The following is a 25,589-nucleotide window of genomic DNA, read 5'->3' as shown; positions in this document are numbered from 1 at the left end:
ACCAAACTTTCATTAACCGTGGCATCGGTCGGCAACTGCCTGACCTGCCGCCTTATTTTTGCCTATTGCTATGTCCCTATCTTTAGACCCTCAAGCCATTGCCCGTTTCCGCCGCTTAGGTACGTTGACTATCTTTGCGGTTTATCTGGTTATCCTCGTCGGCGGCATTGTCCGCGCATCGGGGGCGGGGATGGGTTGCCCGGATTGGCCGACCTGTTTCGGGCAATGGGTGCCACCCACCGAAGAAGCGCAGTTGCCCGCCAACTACCACGAAATCTACGCCCAACGCGGCTATGAAAGCACCCAGTTCAATCCGGTGAAAACCTGGACAGAATACACCAACCGCCTAGTCGGGGTGAGTATCGGCTTTTTGATTTTCCTGACCGCGTGGTCGTCGCGGATTTTTTTACGCACCGACAAAACTATTTTTTACTTGGCTTTAAGCAGCTTTTTTCTGGTGGGCTTTCAGGGCTGGCTAGGCTCCACAGTAGTGGCCAGTAACCTCAAGCCGATTATGATTACCCTGCACATGTTGCTGGCCTTAGGCATTGTCGCGTTGCTCATTTACACCATTACCCGTTCGCAACGTGACGTGATCGGCCAGCTAGACGGCAGCAACGTATCCAGAGCCGTGCGGACTGTCCTAAAAGTGGCGATGGCGATGACGTTGGTGCAAGTGGCGATGGGTACGCAAGTGCGTGAGGCGGTGGATTTTATCGCCCATGAACACAGCTATATCGAACGCCAATACTGGCGCGACGATTTCCCGATCATTTTTTATGTCCACCGCTCGTTTTCTTCACTGATTTTGTTCACGAATTTATGGGTTGTTTGGCAATTGCGTAAAAACGTCGCCCCAGGCTCGCTGTTATTGCGCACGGGTTATGCGTTGGCCGGACTGATCGTCACCGCCATTTTGGCGGGGGTCTGCCTTGACCGTTTAGGGATGCCCGCTGTCGTCCAACCCATCCATTTGCTGATGGCGAATATGATCTTCGGCTGCCAGTTTTTCCTGTTTATGTGCTTAGGCTATGCGCAACGCCGGGATGTGGGCGGGAATTTTACCCAAAAGGAAGAGAGCGCCTATTAACCCGTATCTTGCTTCAGCAGCGTCGGAAAATTATTGGCAAGCCAGAGCCTAGCGCGCAGATAGCGGGGCTTTTGCTGGTGCTTATCGCTAGCTTAACCTACTGATGCTCATGATGTTGGCCTGGATGACGCACAGAAGGTGAAGATGCGGGCGCTTGATGCTGTGGCATGGGTGCAGGTTCGGGACGGAAGGCTGGCGCTTGATGCTGCGGCATAGGCGCAGGTTCGGGACGGAAGGCTGGTGCTTGATGCTGTGGCATAGGCGCGGGTTCGGGACGGAACGCCGGCTCTTCATGCTGCGGCATGGGCGCGGGTTCGGGGCGGAAAGCTGGCACTTCATGCTGCGGCATGGGCGCAGGTTCGGGGCGGGGAATAGGGGCATTATGATGCGGTTGGGCATGGAAGGCCGGGGGCTCAGGGTGCATCGGTTCTGGGTGTTCCCCTCTGCCATCGCCGTGCGGCGAAGGCGGGTGCTGGGAATGCTGCCAACCGTTAGCGCCCGTACCTGAATGGCCATTATCATGCGGGCCGTCGTCCCGGTCAGCCCTTCCCTCGTGCCTGTGGTCGTGGTCGCGGCCTGCTTCGCCGCGCTGATAATTTTCCCATTGATAGCCGCGCCCATCACGGTCTACGCCATTTGGGTAGTAGTCTTGGCGATTATCCCTGTATTCATAATAGTCATAGCCGTTATTCGGCACGCCATAAGCGGGTTGCTGATAAGTTCTCCCTGTTGTCCAATAAGTACCGCCTGATGGGTAGTATTGTCTTGAATAAGAATAGGAAGAATAGTTATTGTAACGGTAAGGGTCATTAACCGCACAAGCCGCCAAAAACCCTATCGCGGTTAAACACAACGTTTTGGCTAAAGCACCCATATCCCTTATCCGATGAAAGTTATTTTGTTTTTATAATAAGGGCCGTAAGCTGAATATACTATGAATACTCTGGCTAACCATAAAAGGGATGGGGTTGAAATAATTCCCTGCCCACCCCTAAAGCAACCCATGCGGATAACCCTCAAACAAACAGCTTAGAATTCTTGCTGTTCCTAAACACCAAAGGCTTTTCCTCTGCCGCTACCGTCGCCGCTTGCGCGGCATCAATAGCCTCCTGTATCACGCCATGCTGGGGCGACTTACTGCATACCGGATCGGCGGCGTACATATCCCCCGTCAATAAATAGGCTTGGCAATGGCAACCGCCAAAGTCTTTGGCTTTTTCGTCGCAACTGCGGCACGGCTCCTGCATCCAGTCATCGCCCCGGAAAAAATTAAAGGCTTTGGATTCGTGCCAAATCTCTTGGACGCTGAAGTCGTTGACATTCGGGCAGTCCAGCCCCGGCAATTGCCGGGCGGAATGGCAGGGCAAAGCCACCCCGTCGGGGGCGATGGTCAAGAAAGTCGTGCCCCAGCCGTTCATACAGGCTTTGGGACGGTCTTCGTAAAAGTCCGGCACGACATAGTAGATTTTCATTGTCCCCGCGACGGTTTCCTTAAAAGCTTGGGCAATGGCTTCGGCCTGCTCAAATTGCGCCTTGGTCGGCAGCAATAAATCCCGGTTCAGATGCGCCCAGCCGTAATATTGGGTATTGGCCAGCTCCAGATAATCCGCGCCCAAGTCCTTCGCCATTGCCAGAATCTCCGGCATTTGGTGGATATTTTCCCTATGCAGCACCACGCACAGCACCATCGGGTAGCCGTGCTTTTTGACCAGGCGGGCGACTTCTTGTTTGTGTGCAAACGAGGCAGTGCCTGCGATATGGTCGTTGAGCTCTTGGCTGCTGGCTTGGATGCTGACTTGGATATGGTCCAGCCCCGCCTCTTTCAGTTGGACGATTTTCTCTTCGGTCATGCCGTAACCTGAGGTGATCAGGTTGGAATAATAGCCCAACTCCCGCGCATGTTTGACCAAGTCGGGCAAGTCTTGGCGGGTCAGCGGTTCGCCGCCGGAAAAGCCCAACTGCACCGCACCCATTTGCCGCGCTTGGCTTAACACCCGCTTCCAGTCGTCGGTGCTCAACTCGGTTTTATAGCTTGCATAATCCAAGGGATTAGAGCAATACGGGCATTGCAAAGGGCAAGCGTAGGTCAGTTCTGCCAGTAACCAACGCGGCGGGGTGATGTTTACAGAATTATTGTTGTATCCAGCCATTGGTTAAGGCGACCTCCAAAAAAGCGTTAATATCGTGATGCAGGCCGGTGGTGGCAAATTTTTCTTCCAAGGCACTGACGACATCAGCCAGCGTCCGCACACCATCGCAACATTTTAAAATTTCCGCCGAACTCTGGTTAAGCTCGACCATGCCTTCAGGATACAGGATGACAAATTTTTGCTGGGCTTCTTCCCATTGCAGACGATGGGTGCGGGAAAACGAGAGGGGCAGTTGCGGGTTTATAGTCATAAGCAGTTTGGTTGGGTTAATAGCCGTTTTAAAACGGCCTGGCGCAGGGCGTAATTTTACGCAAAATCAGCGGTTTTTATAAGCAGTAGTTTTGGCTATGGGTAAAATGCGGGCGGAACGGGTGTCGGCCTGCGTGTTTTCTGCCTTCTCCTGAGCTTTTTAATCCCGCCTCCACCCCGCGTATTGCCAAACTGGTATCACAATTGCACTTATTGCCTGTTGAGAAAGAAAAAACCATTAAAAACAATAAGCTTGCCGTGTTTTATACAGAGCGGCGCAGAATCACTGTGGCATATCACCTAGTGACTGTGTGATATGCCGCAGTTATTGGCCCAGATACGCGGTTACGTACGTCTGCTGACCCGTACCGGCCTCTACATGGCAAGCACTTTAACAGGAAAATTTGCGATGACGAAAAACCAACTGATTAAAACCCTCGCCCAAAAACGCCCGCATTTGCGTAAAAAAGCCGTCGAAGAAGCGGTCAACTGTATCCTAGACCATATTGCCGAGGCCTTAGTTGCAAAAGAGCGGGTGGAGATCCGTAATTTTGGCGTGTTCTCGGTACATTACCGCATTTCCCGCAAAGGCCGCGATTTTATTTCCGGCGAAACGCTGCATGTGCCGCCGCGTTATACCGCGCATTTTAAGGCGGGCAAGCAATTGCGCGAACGCATCGCCGATTCGGCAAAGCAGGCTTAAAAGTATGGGCAGTCACTTGTCGGGCAACCCCTGCCCGATAAGTGACAGCATTCTTGCCGCTAATCCTGTTGGAGCAGGCTGAGGGTTTTTTCGGGTAGGCGGCTTTGGCCTTGGCCTTCTTTATGTAGCCGCGCTTCGTCATGGACGGTGGTCATAAAGTGCAGCAACTGCATTTCATAGTGCATTTTTTGCTGGAAATCGTCGCATTCCCACATCTGGTTGAGCAGTTGCTTGGCGTGGTGGTGGATGGTAAAAACTACCGCTTCGGGTAAGTGCCGATAACTGGCGGCGATGGACTGCTTGAGTTGGTCTAGGGACTTTAAATAGTGCCGATAATCTTTAATATCCTGCTGGCAACGGGTTTTCAGCAATTCCAGTTCGGTGTCGTGTTGGGTTTTCAATAGGGCGAGGTCATGCGCCAATTGGGCCGTTTTTTGCGCCAACTCCGCTGTCAGCGCTTGGTCGGCCAAGGCTTGGGCGTGGCGTAGCCGCGCCTGTTGTGCGTGGCGGTTGCTTTGCCAGTGCAGGTTCTCGTCTTTTAGCCCTTGCCAAATGTGTAGCAAGGACAAAAAAGCGTTGTGTAATCGCGTCATGTCGGCATCCAAGCGGTGATGGTTTGCTGTAATTTTAACAGGCCCGCGCCATCCTGTCGGTGCTGGCAGGATAGCAGTTCTTGCCGCCATTGCCGATATAGAGGTTTGGGCAGGTGTTTTTTCTGGCGGCGCAGTTCGTCGCCGACGGCTTTTGCCAAGCGGTTTATTTGCCGTTGGTTATCGGCTTTGAGCAAGCGTTGGCGTTGGTTTTCAAAGCCAAAATGCAGCTTGAGCTTTTGCAGGCGGAAGCGTTGCGCAATGGCCAACTGTTGGTTTTGCTTGAACCATAGCCGCCGTAAATGCGTTTGCGGTTGCGAGAAATACTCGGCCACCGCCAAGCCGATACGTTTGCCGAGCAATACCAAGCCGCTGATGACCAATAAGCCGAAGGCGAGCAATAATACCGCCAAGCCCAGTTGGGTAACCAGTTCGGGTAGCAGCGGCAACCTGAGCCGCAGCAAGACATCGCCAGCGATAAAGGCCAGCACCGCACAGGCCAGTAGCAGCAAGAAAATTCGGATAATCACAACGGATAGAAAGCAGACAATAAAGCCGCTATTGTACAGAAATGCCAGGGCGGCGGGGCGATTTGCCTAAAAAACGGCATAAGCCTATTTTTAGTGCGGAATTTGCCCCAAAAGGGGAGGCCTTTCCTGTCTTCGGGCTATAGCCGAATGCCCAACGGCTAGCATTAACAGGGCGTGTGTGTCACATTATATCGGCAAATGGCTATCATAATGCCCCTCTTGAGTATTTTGTCATTTTGACTGCAAAAACATATGGTTAGGCTTCACAAGCCTATGCCGCCTGATTTGTCAGGGTTGGTGCATGGGCAGTTAAGGCAGGACGTCTTTTAATTTCCGTATAGAGCTTTTCAATCACCCGCCTGACTTGGTTTTTTTCGCGGGCATCGACACACATAATGGCACAGGGCAGGCCATGTTTGCGTATGTAGCTGTGGTATTCGATCAGATGGGTATTGGTGGCGTTATCATCGTAATGGGTAATGGCGATAATGGCCGGATGCTTTTTTAGGTAGTCTTTATGGAGTTGGAGAAAATAATCGACTTCGGTCAGCGGTTGGTGGTGGCCGTTATCAATCATGACAATCATGCCGGCCGCGCCTTTGCAGACAATATCCGCCATAAATTCAAAACGCCGTTGGCCGGGGGTGCCATAAATATGCACCTTGGTTTTGTCAATATGGATAGCTCCGTATTCCATGGCGACCGTGGTGGTGGCTTTGCGGTGCAAGGCTGCCTGTTCGGTCGCTTTAGCTTCCGAGCCGATAACCGGCACTTCGCTGACGGCGGAGATGGCGGTAGTTTTGCCTGAGCCGACATTGCCGACAATAATGATTTTTAGCGGGTTATTAGTAACCGATAAGTGTTGTTTATGCGGGTGGATATCCATTGTAAATTCCTAAATTGCCGACGAACTTAAATGATAGCTAAACGTTACCTTTTGTGAAGTAAGGTAGTTAATTTTTGCGCTATATGCAAGCTAATAACGAAAAATAGTTTGTTAACAACATAAGGCTTTTATTTTCGTGTTTTTGGCATGAATAGTGTGTGTCAGTGTGGGCATAAGCGTTCATGTTATCTAAGGGTAATGCGCCCTATCCTAAATTTAAAAGTTAGGTTTGGCAAAAATTAAGCAAAATTTTTGCCAAACCTAATAGTCTTGCCGATGTTTTTATTTTTAGTAGTAACTTATTGTTTTATATTAAGATGAATGTGAGTTGGCTCGGCTGTCTGCCTCAGTATGGCTTGGCCGCTTAGGTCGTATTGCTAACACGCCACAGACAATAGACGGAATTTGTATCCTAGTATTTAAGATGATGTTTGTTTTTGTAATGGCCCGACATCTGCTGTTAAAAACCTTCGGCACACAGCCTAAATTCATTCGATAAACCCGCCAGCCACCGCCAATCTGCAAGCTTAGGGCGATCTGGGCTATAATAGCCAGATTCCAACCTGATAAGAACGCTATGGCACAGTATCTTGAAATTCATCACGCAAACCCGCAGCCGCGCCTGATCCAACGGGCCGTGGCCGTTATCCAGCAAGGCGGTGTCATTGCTTACCCTACCGACTCCTCTTACGCGTTGGCTTGCCATGTCGGCGATAAACAGGCGATGGACAATATCCGCCGCATCCGGCAATTGGATGATAAGCATGATTTTACTTTGGTCTGTAAAGATTTGACGCAAGTGTCGATGTTTACCAAAATCGGCAATGATGCCTTTCGCCTGATTAAGGCCCTGACCCCCGGAGCGTTTACGTTCATTCTGGATGCCACCAAAGAAGTGCCGCGTCGCTTGCAGCACCCGAAGAAAAAGACCATCGGTATCCGTATCCCCGATCATCCCATTGCGCAAATGCTGGTGCAGGAGTTGGGCGAGGCCTTATTCAGCACCACCTTAACCTTGCCGGGCGACAGCGAACCGCTCAGCGACCCTTATGACATTAGGGAAAAACTCGACCATGAGCTGGACTTGATTATCGATGCGGGTATCATTCACTTTGAGCCGACCACTATGATTGAATTTACCCGTACCGGGCCCGTCATCGTCAGACAAGGCAAAGGCATCGCCACCTTGCTGACCCAATAAAGGAGGCCATTCTTATGATGGACGATTTGACTCAAATCCAACGCATTATTGTCTGGATTTTGCCCGTGATTTTTGCCATCACCGGCCACGAAGCCGCCCATGGCTGGATGGCGAAAAAATGCGGCGACAACACCGCCTATATGCTCGGACGTTTGACCTTAAACCCGCTCAAGCATATTGATCCGCTGGGGACGCTGATTTTGCCCGGCCTGTTGTTGTTGACCGGGACGGGTTTTGTGTTTGGTTGGGCGAAACCAGTGCCGGTCGATGGCCGGTATTTTAAAAAACCTTTGCGGGATATGGCCTTGGTCGCCGCCGCAGGCCCTGGGGCGAATCTGCTGATGGCGGTAGCCTGGGCTTTGCTGGCACGGCTAGGCGTTATGGTCGGTATTGAAGCGATTTCTATGCCGTTAATTTACATGGGGGTTGCCGGGATGTCTATCAACACCTCTTTGCTGTTGATAAACTTGCTGCCTATTCCGCCTTTGGACGGTAGCCGCATCATGACCGCTGTGTTACCTTACCGTTTAGCCGTACCGTATAACCAGCTTGAACGGTATGGTTTTATTATCCTCTTGGCACTACTGTACACGGGCGTGTTGGATGCCATTTTGCAGTACCCTTTGTATATCGCCCAAAAGCTGTTTTTTTCGTTGGCGGGATTATAACGCCGAACCCCGTGCAAGGGCCTTTGGCCATTGCACGGGCTTAACCGAGAGTGCCGACATTTAGCCCACCGTTTGCTTAACACCTCATTGGCCTTGCCGACACTATCAAAAACATGACCGAAACACCTGAGACCCTCCCCGACACAATCGCCCTGGCGATGGTCAACGGTGCGCCGTTTACGCAAATCCCTGATGACCTGTATATTCCGCCGGACGCGCTGGAAGTCTTTTTGGAGCTGTTTACCGGACCTTTAGATTTGTTGCTGTACCTGATCCGGCGGCAAAACGTGGATATTATCGCTATCCCTATCGCCCAAATCACCCGCCAATATATGGTGTATATTCAGCTCATGGGCGATTTGAAAATCGAATTGGCGGCGGATTATCTGGTGATGGCGGCATGGCTGGCGGAAATCAAATCACGGATGTTGTTGCCGCGTCCACCGGATGCCGAAGATGAGGAAGAAGACCCGCGTGCGACCTTAATCCGTCGCCTGCAAGAGTATGAGGCGATAAAATATGCCGCCGAAGCCTTGGAAGAACTGCCGCGCATGGAACGCGATTTTTTTAGCGTCGAGGTGGACACCTCCATGATAGACGTAGTACAAGCGTTGCCGGATGTGCAGTTAAGCGAGCTGTTGCTGGCTTTTAAGGGCATCCTAAAACGCGCCGAACAACTTAGCCACCACGCCATAACCAAAGAAGCATTATCAGTCCGTGAACGCATGTCTACGATATTGGAAAACCTTAAAGGCACAGATAGCCGATTATTTACAGAATTATTCAGCCACCGTGAAGGCCGATCCGGCGTGGTGGTCGCCTTTCTTGCTATACTTGAATTGGGCAAAGAAGGGCTCATCGAAATCAGCCAAGCCGAACCCTTCGCCGAGCTGCGAGTCCGAGCCACCCGCGCTGCCTTCAACGCTACCTGACGCACCGTCTGCCAACGTGGAACTCCAGCGCATTATCGAAGCCATTTTATTTGCCGCGAAACGGCCCTTGACCTGCAAACAGGTACAGGAGGTGTTTCCTGAGCTGGAACAGCCCGATTTGGCGGACATTCAAGCGGCCTTGGATGGTTTGGTAGAAGCTTACCAGCCGCGCGGCATCGCCTTGGTGAAAGTCGCCAGCGGCTACCGTTTTCAGGTGCGCTCGGATTTGTCACGTTGGGTGGCGCGGCTGTTTGAGGAAAAACCGCCGAAATACTCAAAAGCCTTACTGGAAACCTTGGCGATTATCGCTTATCGGCAACCGGTCACGCGCGGTGATATTGAAGACATCCGTGGGGTCAGCGTCAGTTCTAACATGATCCAAACCTTACAGGAGCGCGAGTGGATCAGGGTATTGGGCTATAAAGAAGCCCCAGGCCGCCCCGCCCTGTACGGCACGACCAAGCTGTTTTTGGATTATTTTAACTTGTCGACCTTAAACGAATTGCCGACCTTACAGGCCTTGCAAGAACTGGATTTGCCGCCTATTACCGAAAATAGTAAAGAACGCGCATGAAATAAAATTTGTTGTACAGGCGAAAGTACGGTAGCCCCCTCTCCTCACTACCATTAAGTTAAGGGTTTGGTATTATTAATCAGTATGTTATATCTTGATATAACGCCAAGTAGGATTGACCGTTCGCTCTGAGCTTGTCCCACAGGGACTTCTGATGGTCGTCGAAGGGTGGGCGGTTAATCCGTCCATGGTTCGACAGAGCTCTCCTGAGCTTGCCGAAGGGCTCACCACGAGCGGATTAGCCAAATCTCTACATTATTGAAATATAAAGAAAAAATTCTTAACTTAATGGCAGTGCCTCTTCGCCTAGGCGGAGCCGAAGGGGGCAGGGGGAGCTTACAAGTGTAGGTTTTTAAAAAGTGACGGGGCAAAGCGTTGAGAGTAAATTGATGAGTGTCATCAACATCCGTTTACCGAAGGTGCCGCCATGCCCCGCCATCCAGAACTATACCAATGGATCGACACGATTGCCATGCATTTTCCGTCCCTCAGCAAGCCACAGGCATTGGGCTTGGCGTTGTGGAGTTTTGGCATGGTCGTCGCGCGTTCATGCAGCCTGACCGCCGTGGCCGACGTGTTGTCGCCGCTGCTGGGGAAAAAGTACAACACGCTGCGTGAAAGGTTGCGTGCGCTTCTCGGTTTTGTCGGGGGTCGGCAGAGAGGGCTCCTGCCCTCCTGCCGACGCGCGGCATCCCTGCCGCGCCCCTTCGGGCTGATCCCGACAAAACCTGCGATGCTCGGCGCGGCAAACGGGATAAAACGCGTTACTTCGTAACGCTATATTTTTAAAAGTAAAAACGGAAAGGAAGGGGTTATTCGGTGGCAAGGCCTTGCGCTTGCCAAGCCATCAGGCCACCCTCCATATTATACACCTCGGTAAAGCCCGCCGCTTTTAAGCTGGCTTGGGCGGCGGCGGAGCGTTTGCCGCTTCGGCATTGCATAATAATCGGCTTATGTTTATATGCATCCAATTCACCTAAACGGTTGGCCAATTGGCCAAGCGGGATGTGCAAAGCGCCGGGGATATGCTGCTCTTGCCATTCGCTCTCTTCGCGCACGTCAATAATAATGGCTTTTTGGTTAGACCGCAGGGTAGCGGCCTGTTGCGGTGACACGACCACGGCGACACCCGTGCCCGCCTGCACCGCGACACTGGTCAAAGCCCATAACAAAGCGGCGAAAACGCCTGAGCCACAATACTTTACAAGATTACGCATAGAACCCCCGGAATTTACGGTTAAATGTGCCTATATTACCGGAACTTGTCGCCCTGGTGAATGTTAAAATAAGCCAAAGTCTGATTTAATGCCGACCAGCCCGAATCTAAGCCGCCTAACAGCCTGATTAAACCGCCATTTGCTTAACCTAATTATCTCTGCGCCATGAATTCAACCCTGATCCAAATGACCCTGCTCACGGCTTGCGGTGTGGTCTGGCGGCTGTTACAGCCCGCCGGGCTGTCCGCTATGCAAACCCGCGTGGTACTGACCAGTGTAGTCTATTACCTGCTCATGCCCGCGATGATTTTGGACGTGTTGTGGCAAACGGATATGGGTATCCATTCTTTGCAATACACCCTGCTCGGTTGGGGTAGCCTGAGCTTTGCCGTTGTTTGCGCTTGGCTGATCGGATGGTTGTTCCGGTTTGATAATAAGCGGCTCGGCACGGTCATCCTCGCCAGTGCTTTCCCCAATGTCACTTATTTGGGGCTACCGATTATCGAGCAAACGTTTGGCCCTTGGGCGCGGTCAGTAGTGATCCAGATGGATGTCATTTCCGCCGCGCCTTATCTGTTTACGGTTGGCCTGCTGATTGCCCGCCACTATGGTGATGAAGAGAAACCGCGCTCGCCGTGGCTGGCGTTGAACGCGCCGCCATTTTGGACGGCGGCGCTGGCAATAGCACTGAATATGGGCGGCGTACCCGCACCGGATTGGTTGGTCGGGGCTTTGCAAAAACTGTCCGCGGCCGCCGCGCCGCTGATGATTTTTTCCTTAGGTTTAGCCCTGGATTGGCGGACGGTAAGTTGGCGGAATATGCCCTATATGCTGCCTGTTCTACTGATAAAAATGCTCGCCATGCCGTTTGGCGCTTGGTTTTTGGCCAGTCATTTGGCTTTGGACGCGCCGCATCAGGCTGCCGCCGTCTTGGATCTGGCCATGCCCAGCATGTTACTGGGTATTGTCTTTTGTGACCGCTTCCGCTTAGACAGCCCGCTTTATGCGATGGCGGTAACGGTCACCACCTTTGCCAGTCTGTTGGCGTTACCGCTGTGGCATGGCTTTTTGGTGCATAGTTAAGCGGCAGCCTTTATTTTGGGGCCAATAAAGGGGCGGCTTTGTCCTGTTGGCCTTTTGTTTAATCCTATAAACCCTCTTAAGGAGCAAAAATCATGGCCACTTTTACCGTTACGGGTGATGTTGACCCATTCTTACATATCAGCCTAAAACGTGGCGAGAAAATCTACTGCGAAGCCAATGCGATGGTCATGATGGAGGCCACGTTAGATTTAAAAGGCAAAATGACCGGCGGCATCGGCGCGGCGCTGATGCGCCGCTTTGCCAATGGCGAATCGTTTTTCCAAGAACATATCGAAGCGGTGCGCGGCGACGGCGATTGCCTGCTCTCGCCTACCTTGCCCGGGGCGGTTGAGGTATTAGATGTTAACAGCAGTGCGGGCTATAAGCTGACCGATGGCGCATTTGTTGCTGCGGAAACAGGCGTTAACCTCACAGTCCGCACCCAAAATGTCGGTTCGGCGTTATTTGGCGGTACGGGCGGATTTTTTATCATGGAAGCGACAGGCACCGGCAAGCTGGCCGTATCCGGTTTTGGCTCCAGTTTTGTCATTGATGTGGAGCCCGGCAAGGACGTTATTATTGATAACGCCCATGTGATCGCTTGGGATAGCCGTTTACAACATGAGATTTCGGTTGCCACCAGCGGCGGCGGTTTTTTCGGCTCGCTAGTCAACAGCGTCACCAGCGGCGAAGGCATGGTGCTGAAATTTTCCGGACGCGGCAAGGTCATTATTTGCTCGCGCAACCGGGAAAACTTTGCCAGTTGGCTGCTGAAAATGCTGCCTGGCAATGATAGTTGATTTAACGATAAAGGCGCGGCCTTAAAATGTCCTAAGAAACGGCCCTAAGAAACGCTCTAAGAGCGGTTCAAGAGCGGCTTAGACAGAAAGGCTTTTTTAAATTTACCAGTAACCTGATGTACAATCGGGGTAATTCTTTTTATAGGACAATCCGTTATGAAATCTACTATGGGCTATACCGTATTTTCTGAGATGCTGCGGTGGACAGGCCGTGGCGTAAGCGTAGGCTTAGTGCTGGCCACCGCCGCTTGCGCATCAATGGGACATGAATTTCCGGCCGGGCAAGTGCAAAGCATCCGCATCGGCGAAACTACCCAAACCGACATCGCCAATACCTTTGGCACACCGTGGCGCACAGGTATTGAAAATGGTCTGAAAACGTGGACGTACGGCAATTATCAGTACAGTGCCTTCTCCGAAAGCCAAACCGAAGACTTGGTGATTAAGTTTGATAAGCGCGGCGTGGTGAGTTCGTTTAACTATAACTCGACTAAGCGGGCTAAATAAGGCGAGCGTAGAAGCTTACTGACTGATATTACGCAGCCTGTAATTTCCGTAACGCTTCACTGACGTTATGCAGCCATTTTTGTGGTATTGAAAGCGGCAAGCAAATGCGTCATAAACGGGCGTTCAGCAATCCCGCCCTATTGGCGGGCCGGTGGTTTTTTCTGGCCATGCCTACAATCATGGATGCTTACTCCTAAAAGGAGTTGGACGGTTTCAAGGCCACCGCCAAGCAATTTTGGGGGGCGTTGTGTAGAGGGCTTATGCCCTGGGCAAGGGGAGACTGGAAGGGGGGGATGTTTTCACCTGTAAAACAGATTTTATTTCATGCGCGTTCCTAAGCGCCAATAAAACGGCCTTTGTCCGTCAATAAATTCCAGAGTTGCTGATCTTTCTGCGCCACACCCTCCAGCAAATCGGTGACTTTTATAACACCCGGCCAACGTAAACCGTGATAATCTGCTAGCGGCCCTATTTTAGTAAAATGGATACCCGCTGATGACAAAAACCGAAACCAAGCAGGTTCTAGTGTGCCATAAAAATGATCGATATTATTTTCACAGCAGCCTTTTATTAAACAGGCAATCAGCGCGAAACTCAGATGCGGAAAAACCCGCCGCTCCGCGAGGGTAAAATAAGCTTGGCTATCGCAATTGGCAGAATCAATTGCCGTTAAGGTCTGCGCATCATTTTTGCGTTGTTTAAACGCTTTTGATATGCAAAACCGTGAAGCTTCCGCTAGTTTTGTCCGATTAATGCTTTGCGGCACTAACGTCTCATCAAGGTCACAAAAAGCCTCTAGCGGAAATGGCCGTGCCGGACAAGCCCTATCGGGCAGTATCAGCCGGGTCGTAGCCGCATACTCCCCAGATTTGCGGTGCCGGATTAAATAATGGACGGCGTTTTCATCATATTCATCGTATTCCCGTTTGTCAGGAAAGTCGTCGGGGTTGCTAAACCCCGTAACTTCGACACAATAAACTTGATAACGCAATTTATAGGCTTCATCTTTAAGCTCTGCTGAAACCGCCGGCACCATTTCGAAAAACTGATTAAAAACATCCATCATATCTGTCATACTAATAACCCTTGGTTTCCCCATTTTTAAAGAATTTCATTCAATATCTTGTCTTGGTTAAAAACACTGTTTTTTTAAAAGTCAAGCCATTGACAATTGAGCGGACTAAGGGCAATAGTTCGCGACGCGGTAACGTTTTAGCTACCGCCATTACGCGGGAGCGACAGTACCTGACGATCCCATTGTATCTGCTTCCACATCCCCACTTTGCGCATTGGCAGTATTCGCCCTGTGCTGTCTCACTGATAGCCTCTGTGGTATCAGGCTTATTTGAACGTTTTTCGGCACACAGACAGGTATTCATTTCGAAGCAACATGTCTGGATAACGCGCATTTATCAATTGCTTGCTTTAGTTCTTCAGGAACGGCAGGAATAATTTCAAAATAGGGATAAAAACCGCTCATTGTGGTGACTAGCCGACAATGGGTCTGATTTTCCAATCTGATTGCAGGATGGCTATTTGTCTTTAAAGAGCGGGCTTTTGACTGGCTGACTGGCGGTTGTTTATCAGCGCGTAGAAAATGCGGGGGAGGAAATGGGCGGTAAAAATAGGCCGCCCATCCCTAACAAAACGGCTTAGCCGTTAAGAAGCAATTTTTTGGGTCTTAACCAATTTTTTCAGATACAGCAAAAAATCATCTTTCAGATCTTTATGCAGCAATCCATGTTCAACCGTAGCGATTAAGAAACCCAGCTTAGAGCCACAATCATAACGGCGGCCTTCAAACTCGTATGCCAAAACCTGCTCGTCGTTCATCAGTGCGGCAATAGCGTCGGTCAGTTGGATTTCGCCGCCTGCGCCTCGGCCAGTGGTTTTAATCTTATCAAAAATCGCTGGGGTTAAGATATAACGGCCCACCACCGCCAAGTTAGACGGCGCGTCTTCGGGCTTGGGCTTTTCGACGATGGTTTCGACCACGCCGCACGCGCCGACAAAATCAGCGGTCTTAACAATACCATAACTGCCGGTGTCAGCCGGATTAATACGTTCAACCCCCAACACCGAGCTATGGGTTTCCTGATAAACCTTGACCATCTGCGCCATACAGCCACGGTCGGCATCTTCAATCAGGTCGTCCGCCAAAATCACCGCGAACGGCTCGTCACCGACAACAGGACGGGCACAATACACCGCATGGCCCAATCCTAACGCTTCGGCCTGACGGATAAAAATACACGACACATGCGGCGGCACAATACCGCGCAAAATGCTTAACAATTCATTCTTACCTTTTGCTTCCAGCTCTTTTTCCAGCTCATAAGCTTTGTCGAAATGGTCGGTAATGGCATTTTTACTACGGCCTGTGATAAAAACCATGGTGTCGATACCTGCCGCCACCGCTTCTTCGACGGCATATTGGATCAGTGGCTTATCGACTATCGGCAGCATTTCTTTCGGGCTGGCTTTGGTGGCAGGCAAAAAGCGTGTACCTAAACCGGCCACTGGGAAAACGGCCTTGGTAATTATTTTACTCATTTATTTTTCCTTTCAGCATTCACAATAAACACTACACCGTCAGAGCGTAGCAGGAGGGGTTAAACTCGTCCGTACATATCATTAAAACGCACAATATCATCTTCGCCCAAATAACTGCCGGACTGCACTTCGACAATTTCCAGCGGAATGACGCCGGGATTTTCCAGGCAATGGACAACACCTAACGGAATATAAGTCGATTCGTTTTCGGTCAGCAACAGTTGCTCGTCGCCTTTAGTGACCAGAGCCGTGCCTTTGACCACCACCCAATGTTCGGCGCGGTGGTGGTGCTTTTGTACCGATAATTTGCCACCCGGCTTGACCACCATGCGCTTGGTCTGATGGCGTGTGCCCTCATCCACCGCCTGATAATGCCCCCACGGGCGGTACACCTTGCGGTGGATATCGGCTTCGCTACGCCGCGCCGCCTTTAACTGGGCGACAATATCTTTCACTTCCTGCACCCGGTCTTTAGGCGCGATCATCACCGCGTCATCGGTCTCGACAATCACCAAGTTATCAACACCGATGGCCGCAACCAATTTATTGCCGGCATGGATATACGAGTTGTGGCTGTCAACGGTCAGTACGTCGCCACTGATGGCGTTGCCGAACGCGTCCTTATCGGTCACTTCCCATAAGGCCGACCAAGAGCCGACATCGTTCCAGCCCGCATCCAGCGGAATGACCACTGCTTTGGTGGTTTTTTCCATAACGGCATAGTCAATCGAGTCGGACGGGCAGGTACTGAACAAGGCCTTATCGACACGGGTGAAATCCAAATCGGTTTTGGCGGCGGCTAAGGCTTGGCGGCACACCGCCAGCATGGCCGGATTAAACGCCGCCAACTCGGCCAGAAAACTCCCCGCCGTAAAAGCAAACATGCCGCTATTCCAAAAATACGCGCCGCTTTGCACATAATCGGTAGCCGTCGCCAGATCCGGCTTTTCGACAAACGCCTCGACAGCAAACGCCGCCCCGTGCGCGGTATCAGAGCGTTTGATATAACCATAGCCTGTTTCCGGCGTACTGGCAACAATCCCGAAGGTGACCAAAAAGCCTTGTTGCGCCAATTCTTTGGCCTGGCTGACGGCCAGATGGAACGCAGGGATATTGGCGATCACATGGTCGGCAGGCAACACCAGCAGGACATCATCCGGCGAGGTGGCCGACAGTGCCGCCATTGCCACCGCCGGGGCGGTGTTTTTTCCGACCGGTTCGAGAATAATAGCCGCAGGTTTAATGCCGATTTCCCAGAGCTGCTCCGCCATCATAAAGCGGTGGCTTTCATTACACACCGCAATAGGGGCTTTTAGGCCTTTAAGACCGCTTAACCTGAGTAAAGTTTCCTGCACCATCGTTTGTTTGGTGACCAAAGGCAAAAACTGTTTAGGATAGTGCCCGCGCGATAAAGGCCACAGCCGTGTACCCGAACCGCCTGACAAAACAACGGGGATCATACTATTTTCCTTACAAAGACCAGTAAAAAGGGGTTAACATTTACAGCATTGTGCCAAGGGCAACAGAAGCCCTTTTCATAAAGTGAGTCTACCATATAGGCTGAACCTACAAAACATCTTATCATAATGCCCTTACTGTCGGCAGCAGCAGCCGTCGCGTTTACACCCCAACCCCCAAGCTACCTATGATACCTAACCCTATCAGCACCGCCGACATCCAAGCTTTTCTTGCCGAAGACATCGGGGCGGGCGATCTGACCGCCAACATCATCCCAAGCGGGCAAACCGCCCATGCGCAGGTGATTACCCGCGAGGCCGCGACACTGTGCGGACAGGCTTGGTTTAATGCCATTTTTAACGCCCTAGCCCCGGATATTGACATTGTTTGGCACGTCGCCGAAGGGGCGCAAGTCGCCCCCGACACCCTGCTCTGCACCTTAAGCGGTAACGCCAGAGCCTTGCTGACCGGCGAGCGCACCGCCCTAAACTTGCTGCAAACCCTATCCGCCACCGCCACCATCGCCAGCCGTTACGCCGAAGCCATCGCAGGCACAGGCTGCAAGGTGCTGGACACCCGCAAAACCCTGCCAGGGCTAAGAAAAGCCCAAAAATACGCGGTTATTTGCGGCGGTTGCCATAATCATCGGCAGGGCCTTTATGACGGTGTCTTAATCAAAGAAAACCATATCATCGCCGCCGGTTCCATCGCCCAAGCCGTACAGGCGGCACGGCAACAGACCGCCGCCCCTATTGAAGTCGAAGTGGAGTCTTTAGCGGAATTGTCCGAAGCCCTAGCCGCCCGGCCTGAGCGCATCATGCTCGACAACTTCACGCTGGCCGACCTGCACAGCGCCGTGGCTTTAACCGCAGGCCGCACCGAATTGGAGGCCTCCGGCAATATCACCTTAACAAATATCAGAAGCGTCGCCGAAACCGGCGTAGACTATATCTCCATCGGAGCTTTGACCAAAAACCTCAAGGCCATCGACTTGTCCATGCGTATTGATTTGGAGCTTTGCCATGAATGAACCGTTATCCGCCTTATTAAAACACATTAACTCCGGCGTTTACATCATCGGTGTCAGTAATGGCGAGCAGCAACACGCGTTTACCGCCGCGTGGGTCATGCAAGTGTCGTTCCGGCCACCGTTGCTGGCCATCAGCGTCAACCCGCACAACCATTCCTACCAATTACTGCAAGCGGGCGGAGTGTGTTCGGTCAATGTCCTAAACCACCAGCAACTGGCGGTTGCCGAGCATTTTGGCCGCACCGATTTACCCGATAAAATGGCCGGCTTTGTTTGGCAACAAGACCGCACCGGCGCACCCATCCTCGCCTCCGCCTTAGCGTATTTCGATTGCCGCGTCAGCCATTACGCCGACGCAGGCGACCATAAACTGGTCTTTTGCGAGGTCGTCGCGGCGCAAAAACTGCACGACGGCAAACCGATGCTCTATGGGCAAACCGGCGATATGGACGGCAGCAGCAAGCTTTACCCTTCGCCATAAGCTTACCCGAACGTTGTGCAACCTAAGCTGAACAGCAATTTTTTAGAATTAGGGTTGATAAATCCGGCCCCAGTCAGTATAATGCGCCCTCACTATAGCTTTACAGCAACCTTTGCCGAGGTGGTGAAATTGGTAGACACGCTAGCTTCAGGTGCTAGTGGGCGCAAGCTCGTGAAGGTTCAAGTCCTTTCCTCGGTACCATAAGCTGCTTTAAGCGTTACAGAATTACAAAACCCGCAAGCTGCAAGGCTTGGCGGGTTTTTTATTGCCCAATGAAACACAAAATCCCACACAATGCACCCAAATGCGTGATACAAATCGTGATACGGGCTAAAGTAAGCCGCAGCTGAGAAACTCAATAAAAAGGCGAGTCTTACCCTTGCTTGTAAAATTCAGCGGCGTTAAAACGTGGCGGTTCATTTGCCGATTTGCAGGAAAAAAGGCAATAAAAAGCATACTAGGTGGATTGCCTTATCGGCCTACTTTAGGGGGCTGGCTTGCTACTAAGGCCGAATATAAATTGCGTGAGAGCGGTTAAACTGGCCAAAAAAACGGCTGGGGAGGAAGCTTTAATTGCGTTATCCATATTGATTTTCCAAAAATTCACTGCGGGGATTAGTCTGCCGCTATTTTATAAACGGATAGGCCAGACGCTTTGCCGCCCCGTTTGCTCCAACAGACCGGAACAAGGGCGGCAGTGCAGCGCCGCCCTGCCTTTAAATCTCTTTACCTTTAAGGCGTAACGGTGCCTCTGATAAAATACTGGCCTAAGCTATCGTAGGTGGAATACGGAGTGACGCTATTGCCTACGCCTTTGACGGACAAATAATATTGTCCCGCAGGCACCGTGGCGCTCAACACCGCTTTGGTTTCATCTAAAGGATCGATTGCCTGCACCACTTTGCCATTCCAGTCATACAAGGTGGCCTTAATGTCAAGATTGGCCCCGCGTTGGTTGTTATGGTAAAACGCATCCCAGGCGGGGGTCACGGTGATGTTCACCGCACCCGCCCCGGCATAAAACGTAAACATATCGACATCATTCAGCTTGCCGATAACGCCTTTATTGGCGGGGTTGCTGTTAAACGGGTCGGTTTCGGGGTTGGTTGCGGCAATAGTCCCCGCCGCGTTCACCACCAGAGGCGTGGCTGTGGTTAAGGTTTTGCCGTGGTCATCGGGGCGGTAGCCCATATTGGTGGCGATAATGGCGACATCATCTTGCTTTTGGTTGGCATCGGGGTATTCGCCCTTACTCCATTGGGTGACGTTAGTATAATAACCCACGCCCATAATTGGCCCCCACGACACATAGCCGGAACCTAAACCGGCATAATAGCCTACTGTCGATGTGCCGTCATGTGACAAGCCTTGGTTGTGGCCCATTTCATGGGCGGCGGCTTCGGCGACATAAGGCGGATAACCGCTGCCCAAATTATTGTAATAGACTAAAGCGGGCGAATAATAGCCATAATTAGAGTCTCCCCAAGCCCCGACATAAGCCACTCCGCCCGCAGTGGAGGCAGGCATGGCCACACCGTTTTTATCGACGTTTTTAGTGATGAGGATGCGTCCGACCGTCGGCCCGAAAGTTTTGGGTTGTTTGGTGGTGACATCGACATTAAACGGCATATAGTCTTCCGCAACCCGATGCCAAATATCGGCAATATTGTTTAGTTCGGTAGGGCTGAACGTACCCGGTGAGCCGTCTAAATCATAAGCTAAGGCCTTGTAAGTCGTCACAGTGCCGGCGTTCCACGCTGTCCCCGTGACATCCATGCCATTAAAATCCAGATAAATGATATTTTTCGCACCTTTTTTGCTGTGCAAGGCAAACGCCTCGGCGGCGGTGATTAACGGTACAGTTTCAGCGGTGCTGCTTAAAGCGGTGGCTGGTGCGGCGGGCGGCAAAAAGCTGTCCACATATAATATGCCGCCCGTGTTATCGACTTGTAAGTAAGGCAAATCCTTATCGGTAAAAGACAGGCCGCGTAGGGTGTTAAGGGCTTTAGCTTGGGCTTTGGCAGGCAAAGTATTGAGTTTGGCGCGGAACTGACTGGCAGGCAAGTCACTGATTTGCAAAGGTGCTGGCATCCCTAAACCAAAGTGCTGGGAGGTTTGTGCAGAAGCGGCGAGTGGCATTAATGCCAAGATCAGCAGTGCCAGCGGTTTTAGCTCCAAATTATTGTATGTGTTCATAATATGCCCGTTATAGTTAGAATGTAAGTCCATCAAAGCCCTTTTAATCGGAGTAAAGAGCCGTCTTCATTATAGCCGCAATTTTGGGTTCTGCACGTTAGCCTGAGTTAGCGCATATCCTCCAATAATTGTTTAATACGGCCCAGTAGCTGCCTTTGCTGCCCCACCGACAGCTTGTTAAAATCTTGCTGGAAGGTTTTAAAATCATAGTCGGCAGCGGTTTCTAGGGGTTTCGGATGCGGGTCGGCTGCGGCAATCGCCGCTCCGGCGGCACAATCGCTGACCACTTTTTGCAGCACTTCACTGGCCCCGGCGAGCGGAATGGATCCTGCCAATTCTTTGCGCGTCATGGTGAGGACTTTAAGAAAAATGCTCTCTTTGCCCGCTAACATTGCTTTAATTAGCGTTTGCGCGTCGGTATCGGTATAGCCTTTACGTTTGGAGTCGGGGAACGTGGTCATTTGCAAGCCGACGGGCGGGGTTTGGTCAATCTGGTAGCTGATGTCGAATTGGCTGCCTTGCGAGGCGATCAGGTTATCGGCGGTCAGGTCAACCTGCAATTGTTGGTTGCGGCACACCACTTCCAGCTTCAATTCGTCATACAGGTCACGGCGCGGCATCGGTGACATGGCAGTGCTGTAGGTTTGGTTATTGACCACATCGGTTTCCCGCTGATAATTCCACGCATTCACAGCCAATACTGGGCAGGAACAGAGCAGCAAAGCCATGGCGGCTAGGATTTGAGGGGTGTTTGGTAGGCAAAGGGGCTGCATGTTTTCTCCGCAATAGCACTGGGTTGATGGCACGGACGTTTGCCCACAAAAAACACGGGTCTCGATGGCGTTAAGATCGGCTGGCGGGTCTAAGCGTTGGTGGGACAATGCGTGTGCGTAAACCCAGATAGTAATACATAACCCGAACGATGCGAAGCTGTATTATAGTGGGCGAATACTTATAATAGCGTTATTCGCCCTCAACAGCCCTGCTTATGCTCCCAGAACATTTTGATCCGACTAGCGCCCGCTTGCATCAGGGGGTCAATTTAATAGAAGCCAGTGCCGGCACGGGTAAGACATACGCGATTGCCATGCTGGTCTTGCGCTTTGTCGTCGAAAACGCCATTAGTATCAAGCAAGTGCTGGTGGTGACGTTTACCAAAGCCGCCACCGAAGAGCTGAAAGAGCGTATCCGTGGCCGTCTGGCGGAAGCTAAGCGGGCACTGAACGCGCCGCATTTGGCCGATCCCGCCATCCGCGATTGGTTAGAGCAATTAGACATCCCGCCCGAAGACATCCGGCAGCGGCTGGCGGTGGCTTTGGTGGACATCGACCAAGCGGGGATTTTTACCATCCACGGCTTTTGCCAAAACGTCTTGCACCACTACGCGCTGGAAACCGGCCAATTGTTCGATGCCGAGCTGACGGGTGATTTGGCCAGTATCAAACAAGCGTGCGCCGATGATTTTTGGCGGCAACAAATGGCGCGGCCTTTATGGGAAGTCGCGGTACTGACCGCCCGCTTTAACACCCCCGATGCCTTGCTCGGCAGTTTGGCGGGCTTCCCTAGCGCAGGTCTTAGCCCAACCACGCGGATAAAAATCCACCCCGAACACGGCGACTTGGACGCGGCCTTAAACACCCTAACCAGCCTGGCCCAACAAGCCGCCAGTGTGCTGGCACCGACAGCGGCACGGCTACGGCAAGCCTTTGCCGAGGATAAGTTTAAAAGCAGTTACCAAGACAATTTTGAGCTGCATTACCAAGCCTTAGCCGCTTGGCTGCAAGAAGGCCGCCCCGACATACCCGACCCGGAAGCGTTTGCCTTGTTGACCGAAAACGGCTTGCTGGAAGCGTTGCACGGCAATAAATTCCGTGCCGCCAAAGGCCAAACCAGTGCCGAGCGCAAAGCCGCCTATCTGCAAGGGCTAGGCATCGACACCGCCGTTTTTGAGGACTTAGCCCAGGCTTACCAACAAATCCCCTTATTGTTCAGGCGGCTGTTGCTGGAAACCTTGCGTATGGATTTGGATAAACGCTTGCAGCAAATGAATTTATTATCGTTTGACGATGTGATAAGCCGCCTCGCCGACGTGTTGGAAACCGAGTTGGGTGCGGCCTTAATCACCGAATTGCGGCAAACCTACCAGGCGGCGTTGATTGACGAATTTCAGGATACCGACGACAAGCAATGGCTGATTTTTTCCGCCATTTTTGCCGGGGAAGCCCAAGGCGAAGAGACCTGCCGCCCGTTTTTATACCTGATCGGCGACCCCAAACAAGCCATTTATAAATTTCGCGGCGCGGACATTTATTCTTACCTCACCGCGCAAAAACAGGCCGAACACCGCTACACCTTGGATAAAAACTGGCGCTCCCAGCCCTTGCTGGTCGCCGCCGTCAACACCCTATTCCGGCGCGAACAGGCCTTTTTACTGCCCGACTTAGACTTTTATCCCGTCAAAGCTGCCAAAGCCGCCACCAGCACCGCCCTGTATCTGGACGGGGTAGCCGTGCCGCCGCTGATGTTTTGGCAATTGCCGGACAGCGACAGCAAATCCGGGTATTGGACAGCAGGCAAAGCCGCCGAGTTAATCAGCCGCCATATTATTGATGAAGTCGTGGCCTTATTGTCGCAAGACTATGATTTCCGCCCCGAACACACGCCACTACAGGCCAAAGACATTGCCATTTTAGTGCGCAGCAACCGCCAAGCCCGCGACTACCAAGCCCAATTGCGCCAAGCGGGCGTGCCTGCCGTCATCAACAGCACCGAATCGGTATTTGCCAGCCCCGAAGCCAGCGATTTATACCTGTTACTGCAAGCCGTCGCCAACCCCGGCGACAGCACCTTGCTCAAACAAGCCCTCACCCTCAGCTGGTTAGGCTTAGACGGGCAAAGCCTCTACCAACTCAGCCACAACGAGGCCGAGCTCGACCAATGGCACGCCCGCTTTTTAGGCTACTACCAAGACTGGCAAACCGCTGGGCTAATGGCGATGCTGATGGAACTGTTAGAGCGCGAAAACATCCGCCTGACTATCGCCCAAAGCATCATGGCCGAACGGCAACTGACCAACCTGCACCATATCTTAGAATTGCTGCAACAAGCGGTGTTAGATGAGCATTTGGGCATGATGAAAACCCTGGATTGGCTCCGCGCCACCATCGCCGCCGCCAGCACCAGCGGCGACGAAAACGCCCAATTGCGCTTAGAAAGCGATGATGATGCCGTGAAAATCGTCACCATGCACCGCTCGAAAGGCCTAGAATATCCAGTCGTGTTTTGCCCCTATCTCTGGCAACGCAACGACAGGTTAAGCAATGAAACCGAGCTATTGACCTGCCACCTGCACGGGCAAATGCACGTTGACTTAGGCTCCGAACACTTTGAGACCCACCGCGCCCAAGCCCTATACGAAGAACAGGCCGAAGACTTGCGGGTGTTTTACGTCGCCGTCACCCGCGCCAAATACCGTTGCTATCTGGTCTGGGGCAATGTCCGCAGCGAAGCCAACCCCAACAACTCGGCGATGGCGTGGTTACTGGACTTTGCCGACAGCGGTTTTACTGGGCAGCAAGCCATTTTACAAGACCTGGCAGACCAAGCCCCCGACACCTTCGCCTACCGCCTGCTAACGGCAGACACCGACAGCAACCCCGCCCCGCTTAGGCTAACGGGCAAAACCGCCCGCACCTTACAGGCGCGTAGCCTTAACCGCTCTTTATATACCCGTTGGCAAATGAGCAGCTACACCGCCCTGTCCGCACTCAGCCAAAGCGACAGCCCGGAACTGCCGCCCGATAAAGCCCGCGAACCCGCCAACGCAGCAGAGCAAGAACCCGCCGAATTGCCGCGCGGGGCGCATACGGGTAACGTCGTCCACGATTTATTAGAAAACAACCGTTTCGCCGACTTGGCAAACGGCCTGGACATCAGCGAGCAACGCGACAAAGCCTGCTTACGCTACGGCCTAAAACTGCCGCAACCGACCTTGCTGGATGAATTATTGCAAGCGGTGGTCAACACGCCCTTAAGCGCCGACCCTAATTTTTGCCTAAAAAACCTTGACGACGCGCACTGCCTAAAAGAAATGCCCTTTTATCTGGCGATGCAGAGCATGGATGCCAGCCAAATAAACCGCATCCTCCAAGACAGCCCCGCCTACCAGCCCTTGAGCAGCAAACAAATGTGCGGTTTTTTGACCGGTTTTATCGACTTGATCTGCGCTTACCAAGGCCGTTTTTATGTGATGGACTACAAAACCAACAGCCTGCCCGATTACGCACCCGACACCCTCACCCACGCCATGCGCGAACATAACTACGGCTTGCAATATTGGTTATACACCGTTGTTTTGCACCGCTACCTACAAATCCGCTTGCCGGATTATGACTATGAGCGTCATTTTGGTGGGGTGTGTTATTTGTTCGTGCGTGGGATGCAGCCGGAGCAGCCGATGAGCGGGGTTTATTGGGATAGGCCGGATAGGGGGAGGGTGGAGGACTTGGCGCGGTTGTTTGCTGGGGGATGACTAATTTGGGAGGATTTTTTTATGGCAGGGGCGTACCGCTAGTGGTAGCCAATGAAGCCACGGAATGTTGATAAAAACTAAACGCTAAAACCGCCAACGGGCGGGGCGTCCTTTTGACTGGCTTGTTATGTTTTGGATGCTGACGTAAAACAAAAATGCG

The 25,589-nt window shown here is 52.1% G+C and carries 25 protein-coding genes and 1 tRNA gene; 14 read left to right on the top strand and 12 right to left on the bottom strand.

The annotated features are described in order from the left end of the window. Positions 1–70 precede the first annotated feature (70 nt). The gene (locus CEK71_RS12160; protein WP_088619640.1) at positions 71–1,090 is read left to right on the top strand and encodes a COX15/CtaA family protein; all 1,020 of its coding nucleotides are present in this window, start codon (positions 71–73) and stop codon (positions 1,088–1,090) included. Between the two features lie 97 nt (positions 1,091–1,187). Here CEK71_RS12160 and CEK71_RS23195 read toward each other — a convergent pair whose 3' ends face one another. The 3 genes from CEK71_RS23195 to pqqD form a co-directional block, all read right to left on the bottom strand. Next, entirely contained in the window at positions 1,188–1,964 is a 777-nt protein-coding gene (locus tag CEK71_RS23195; protein WP_088619639.1) for a hypothetical protein, read from the bottom strand. A 142-nt stretch (positions 1,965–2,106) separates the two neighbouring features. Continuing rightward, on the bottom strand, positions 2,107–3,240 hold the full coding sequence (pqqE, locus tag CEK71_RS12150; protein WP_088619638.1) for a pyrroloquinoline quinone biosynthesis protein PqqE: 1,134 nt from the start codon (positions 3,238–3,240) through the stop codon (positions 2,107–2,109). Next, the gene (pqqD, locus tag CEK71_RS12145; RefSeq protein ID WP_088619637.1) at positions 3,221–3,490 is read right to left on the bottom strand and encodes a pyrroloquinoline quinone biosynthesis peptide chaperone PqqD; all 270 of its coding nucleotides are present in this window, start codon (positions 3,488–3,490) and stop codon (positions 3,221–3,223) included. Before pqqD ends, pqqE begins: the two co-directional genes overlap by 20 nt. Positions 3,491–3,898: 408 nt before the next feature. Between pqqD and CEK71_RS12140 the strand changes: the two genes are divergently transcribed. After that, positions 3,899–4,192 (top strand): HU family DNA-binding protein, encoded by a 294-nt coding sequence (locus CEK71_RS12140; protein ID WP_088621595.1) that lies wholly within the window; start codon positions 3,899–3,901, stop codon positions 4,190–4,192. A 59-nt stretch (positions 4,193–4,251) separates the two neighbouring features. Here CEK71_RS12140 and CEK71_RS12135 read toward each other — a convergent pair whose 3' ends face one another. The 3 genes from CEK71_RS12135 to CEK71_RS12125 form a co-directional block, all read right to left on the bottom strand. Continuing rightward, on the bottom strand, positions 4,252–4,785 hold the full coding sequence (locus CEK71_RS12135; protein WP_088619636.1) for a hypothetical protein: 534 nt from the start codon (positions 4,783–4,785) through the stop codon (positions 4,252–4,254). After that, entirely contained in the window at positions 4,782–5,312 is a 531-nt protein-coding gene (locus tag CEK71_RS12130; protein ID WP_088619635.1) for a hypothetical protein, read from the bottom strand. The genes CEK71_RS12135 and CEK71_RS12130 overlap by 4 nt, the downstream gene beginning before the upstream one ends. Positions 5,313–5,583: 271 nt before the next feature. Beyond that, positions 5,584–6,198, bottom strand: a complete 615-nt coding sequence (locus CEK71_RS12125) for a GTP-binding protein (protein ID WP_088619634.1) — start codon at positions 6,196–6,198, stop codon at positions 5,584–5,586. 577 nt (positions 6,199–6,775) lie between these two features. On the opposite strand from CEK71_RS12125, the gene CEK71_RS12120 reads away from it, so the two are divergent. The 5 genes from CEK71_RS12120 (at position 6,776) to CEK71_RS12100 (ending at position 10,348) form a co-directional block, all read left to right on the top strand. Next, positions 6,776–7,399, top strand: a complete 624-nt coding sequence (locus tag CEK71_RS12120) for an L-threonylcarbamoyladenylate synthase (RefSeq protein ID WP_088619633.1) — start codon at positions 6,776–6,778, stop codon at positions 7,397–7,399. Between the two features lie 14 nt (positions 7,400–7,413). Next, on the top strand, positions 7,414–8,067 hold the full coding sequence (locus CEK71_RS12115) for a site-2 protease family protein (RefSeq protein ID WP_088619632.1): 654 nt from the start codon (positions 7,414–7,416) through the stop codon (positions 8,065–8,067). Positions 8,068–8,180: 113 nt separating this feature from the next. After that, positions 8,181–8,999 carry a segregation and condensation protein A gene (locus CEK71_RS12110; protein ID WP_088619631.1) on the top strand — a complete coding sequence of 273 codons (819 nt, stop codon included), beginning with the start codon at positions 8,181–8,183 and terminating at the stop codon, positions 8,997–8,999. Between the two features lie 16 nt (positions 9,000–9,015). Further along, the gene (gene scpB / locus CEK71_RS12105) at positions 9,016–9,573 is read left to right on the top strand and encodes an SMC-Scp complex subunit ScpB (protein ID WP_088619630.1); all 558 of its coding nucleotides are present in this window, start codon (positions 9,016–9,018) and stop codon (positions 9,571–9,573) included. Positions 9,574–10,000: 427 nt separating this feature from the next. Continuing rightward, positions 10,001–10,348, top strand: coding sequence for a hypothetical protein (locus tag CEK71_RS12100; protein ID WP_088619629.1), 348 nt, complete (start codon positions 10,001–10,003; stop codon positions 10,346–10,348). Positions 10,349–10,385: 37 nt separating this feature from the next. On the opposite strand, the gene CEK71_RS12095 is transcribed toward CEK71_RS12100, so the two are convergent. After that, positions 10,386–10,790, bottom strand: coding sequence for a rhodanese-like domain-containing protein (locus CEK71_RS12095; RefSeq protein ID WP_088619628.1), 405 nt, complete (start codon positions 10,788–10,790; stop codon positions 10,386–10,388). A gap of 165 nt (positions 10,791–10,955) precedes the next feature. Between CEK71_RS12095 and CEK71_RS12090 the strand changes: the two genes are divergently transcribed. The 3 genes from CEK71_RS12090 (at position 10,956) to bamE (ending at position 13,180) form a co-directional block, all read left to right on the top strand. After that, positions 10,956–11,873 carry an AEC family transporter gene (locus CEK71_RS12090; RefSeq protein WP_088619627.1) on the top strand — a complete coding sequence of 306 codons (918 nt, stop codon included), beginning with the start codon at positions 10,956–10,958 and terminating at the stop codon, positions 11,871–11,873. Between the two features lie 92 nt (positions 11,874–11,965). Further along, positions 11,966–12,673 carry a TIGR00266 family protein gene (locus CEK71_RS12085; protein ID WP_088619626.1) on the top strand — a complete coding sequence of 236 codons (708 nt, stop codon included), beginning with the start codon at positions 11,966–11,968 and terminating at the stop codon, positions 12,671–12,673. A 156-nt stretch (positions 12,674–12,829) separates the two neighbouring features. Further along, positions 12,830–13,180 (top strand): outer membrane protein assembly factor BamE domain-containing protein, encoded by a 351-nt coding sequence (bamE, locus tag CEK71_RS12080; RefSeq protein WP_088619625.1) that lies wholly within the window; start codon positions 12,830–12,832, stop codon positions 13,178–13,180. Positions 13,181–13,514: 334 nt separating this feature from the next. Here bamE and CEK71_RS12075 read toward each other — a convergent pair whose 3' ends face one another. The 3 genes from CEK71_RS12075 to CEK71_RS12065 all read right to left on the bottom strand — a co-directional run bounded on the left by CEK71_RS12075 (position 13,515) and on the right by CEK71_RS12065 (position 17,193). After that, a complete protein-coding gene (locus CEK71_RS12075; protein ID WP_157679176.1) occupies positions 13,515–14,255 on the bottom strand; it encodes a PEP-CTERM/exosortase system-associated acyltransferase in 741 nt (246 codons plus the stop codon). A 584-nt stretch (positions 14,256–14,839) separates the two neighbouring features. Continuing rightward, complete coding sequence (gene galU / locus CEK71_RS12070) at positions 14,840–15,733, bottom strand: UTP--glucose-1-phosphate uridylyltransferase GalU (RefSeq protein WP_088619623.1); 894 nt, start codon at positions 15,731–15,733, stop codon at positions 14,840–14,842. 59 nt (positions 15,734–15,792) lie between these two features. Continuing rightward, positions 15,793–17,193, bottom strand: a complete 1,401-nt coding sequence (locus tag CEK71_RS12065) for a mannose-1-phosphate guanylyltransferase/mannose-6-phosphate isomerase (RefSeq protein ID WP_088619622.1) — start codon at positions 17,191–17,193, stop codon at positions 15,793–15,795. Between the two features lie 185 nt (positions 17,194–17,378). Between CEK71_RS12065 and nadC the strand changes: the two genes are divergently transcribed. From nadC to CEK71_RS12050, 3 genes are all read left to right on the top strand, one after another. Then, positions 17,379–18,221, top strand: coding sequence for a carboxylating nicotinate-nucleotide diphosphorylase (gene nadC, locus CEK71_RS12060; protein ID WP_088619621.1), 843 nt, complete (start codon positions 17,379–17,381; stop codon positions 18,219–18,221). After that, positions 18,214–18,702, top strand: a complete 489-nt coding sequence (locus CEK71_RS12055) for a flavin reductase family protein (RefSeq protein ID WP_088619620.1) — start codon at positions 18,214–18,216, stop codon at positions 18,700–18,702. Before nadC ends, CEK71_RS12055 begins: the two co-directional genes overlap by 8 nt. Before the next feature lie 114 nt (positions 18,703–18,816). After that, positions 18,817–18,903: transfer RNA gene (locus CEK71_RS12050), tRNA-Leu, on the top strand. 531 nt (positions 18,904–19,434) lie between these two features. On the opposite strand, the gene CEK71_RS12040 is transcribed toward CEK71_RS12050, so the two are convergent. Both CEK71_RS12040 and CEK71_RS12035 read right to left on the bottom strand, forming a co-directional pair. Next, complete coding sequence (locus CEK71_RS12040) at positions 19,435–20,898, bottom strand: zinc-dependent metalloprotease family protein (RefSeq protein WP_157679173.1); 1,464 nt, start codon at positions 20,896–20,898, stop codon at positions 19,435–19,437. A gap of 107 nt (positions 20,899–21,005) precedes the next feature. Next, positions 21,006–21,671 (bottom strand): hypothetical protein, encoded by a 666-nt coding sequence (locus CEK71_RS12035; protein ID WP_088619617.1) that lies wholly within the window; start codon positions 21,669–21,671, stop codon positions 21,006–21,008. Positions 21,672–21,886: 215 nt separating this feature from the next. Here CEK71_RS12035 and recB point away from each other — a divergent pair, with 215 nt between their 5' ends. Then, entirely contained in the window at positions 21,887–25,429 is a 3,543-nt protein-coding gene (gene recB / locus CEK71_RS12030; RefSeq protein ID WP_088619616.1) for an exodeoxyribonuclease V subunit beta, read from the top strand. The last annotated feature ends 160 nt before the right edge of the window (positions 25,430–25,589 follow it).

The sequence above is a fragment of the Methylovulum psychrotolerans genome (assembly GCF_002209385.1).
GTDB lineage: Bacteria > Pseudomonadota > Gammaproteobacteria > Methylococcales > Methylomonadaceae > Methylovulum > Methylovulum psychrotolerans.
This window is presented reverse-complemented; position numbering and strand designations above follow the sequence as displayed.

Coding starts and splice junctions, on each gene's coding strand:
- CEK71_RS12115 (WP_088619632.1), top strand. CDS start 7,414: ATGATGGACGATTTGACTCAAATCCAACGCATTATTGTCTGGATTTTG.
- CEK71_RS12075 (WP_157679176.1), bottom strand. CDS start 14,255: ATGACAGATATGATGGATGTTTTTAATCAGTTTTTCGAAATGGTGCCG.
- CEK71_RS12100 (WP_088619629.1), top strand. CDS start 10,001: ATGCCCCGCCATCCAGAACTATACCAATGGATCGACACGATTGCCATG.
- galU (WP_088619623.1), bottom strand. CDS start 15,733: ATGAGTAAAATAATTACCAAGGCCGTTTTCCCAGTGGCCGGTTTAGGT.
- CEK71_RS12065 (WP_088619622.1), bottom strand. CDS start 17,193: ATGATCCCCGTTGTTTTGTCAGGCGGTTCGGGTACACGGCTGTGGCCT.
- CEK71_RS12055 (WP_088619620.1), top strand. CDS start 18,214: ATGAATGAACCGTTATCCGCCTTATTAAAACACATTAACTCCGGCGTT.
- CEK71_RS12085 (WP_088619626.1), top strand. CDS start 11,966: ATGGCCACTTTTACCGTTACGGGTGATGTTGACCCATTCTTACATATC.
- CEK71_RS12140 (WP_088621595.1), top strand. CDS start 3,899: ATGACGAAAAACCAACTGATTAAAACCCTCGCCCAAAAACGCCCGCAT.
- CEK71_RS23195 (WP_088619639.1), bottom strand. CDS start 1,964: ATGGGTGCTTTAGCCAAAACGTTGTGTTTAACCGCGATAGGGTTTTTG.
- recB (WP_088619616.1), top strand. CDS start 21,887: ATGCTCCCAGAACATTTTGATCCGACTAGCGCCCGCTTGCATCAGGGG.
- pqqD (WP_088619637.1), bottom strand. CDS start 3,490: ATGACTATAAACCCGCAACTGCCCCTCTCGTTTTCCCGCACCCATCGT.
- nadC (WP_088619621.1), top strand. CDS start 17,379: ATGATACCTAACCCTATCAGCACCGCCGACATCCAAGCTTTTCTTGCC.
- CEK71_RS12035 (WP_088619617.1), bottom strand. CDS start 21,671: ATGCAGCCCCTTTGCCTACCAAACACCCCTCAAATCCTAGCCGCCATG.
- CEK71_RS12110 (WP_088619631.1), top strand. CDS start 8,181: ATGACCGAAACACCTGAGACCCTCCCCGACACAATCGCCCTGGCGATG.
- pqqE (WP_088619638.1), bottom strand. CDS start 3,240: ATGGCTGGATACAACAATAATTCTGTAAACATCACCCCGCCGCGTTGG.
- CEK71_RS12095 (WP_088619628.1), bottom strand. CDS start 10,790: ATGCGTAATCTTGTAAAGTATTGTGGCTCAGGCGTTTTCGCCGCTTTG.
- bamE (WP_088619625.1), top strand. CDS start 12,830: ATGAAATCTACTATGGGCTATACCGTATTTTCTGAGATGCTGCGGTGG.
- CEK71_RS12120 (WP_088619633.1), top strand. CDS start 6,776: ATGGCACAGTATCTTGAAATTCATCACGCAAACCCGCAGCCGCGCCTG.
- CEK71_RS12135 (WP_088619636.1), bottom strand. CDS start 4,785: ATGACGCGATTACACAACGCTTTTTTGTCCTTGCTACACATTTGGCAA.
- CEK71_RS12125 (WP_088619634.1), bottom strand. CDS start 6,198: ATGGATATCCACCCGCATAAACAACACTTATCGGTTACTAATAACCCG.
- CEK71_RS12090 (WP_088619627.1), top strand. CDS start 10,956: ATGAATTCAACCCTGATCCAAATGACCCTGCTCACGGCTTGCGGTGTG.
- CEK71_RS12160 (WP_088619640.1), top strand. CDS start 71: ATGTCCCTATCTTTAGACCCTCAAGCCATTGCCCGTTTCCGCCGCTTA.
- CEK71_RS12040 (WP_157679173.1), bottom strand. CDS start 20,898: ATGAACACATACAATAATTTGGAGCTAAAACCGCTGGCACTGCTGATC.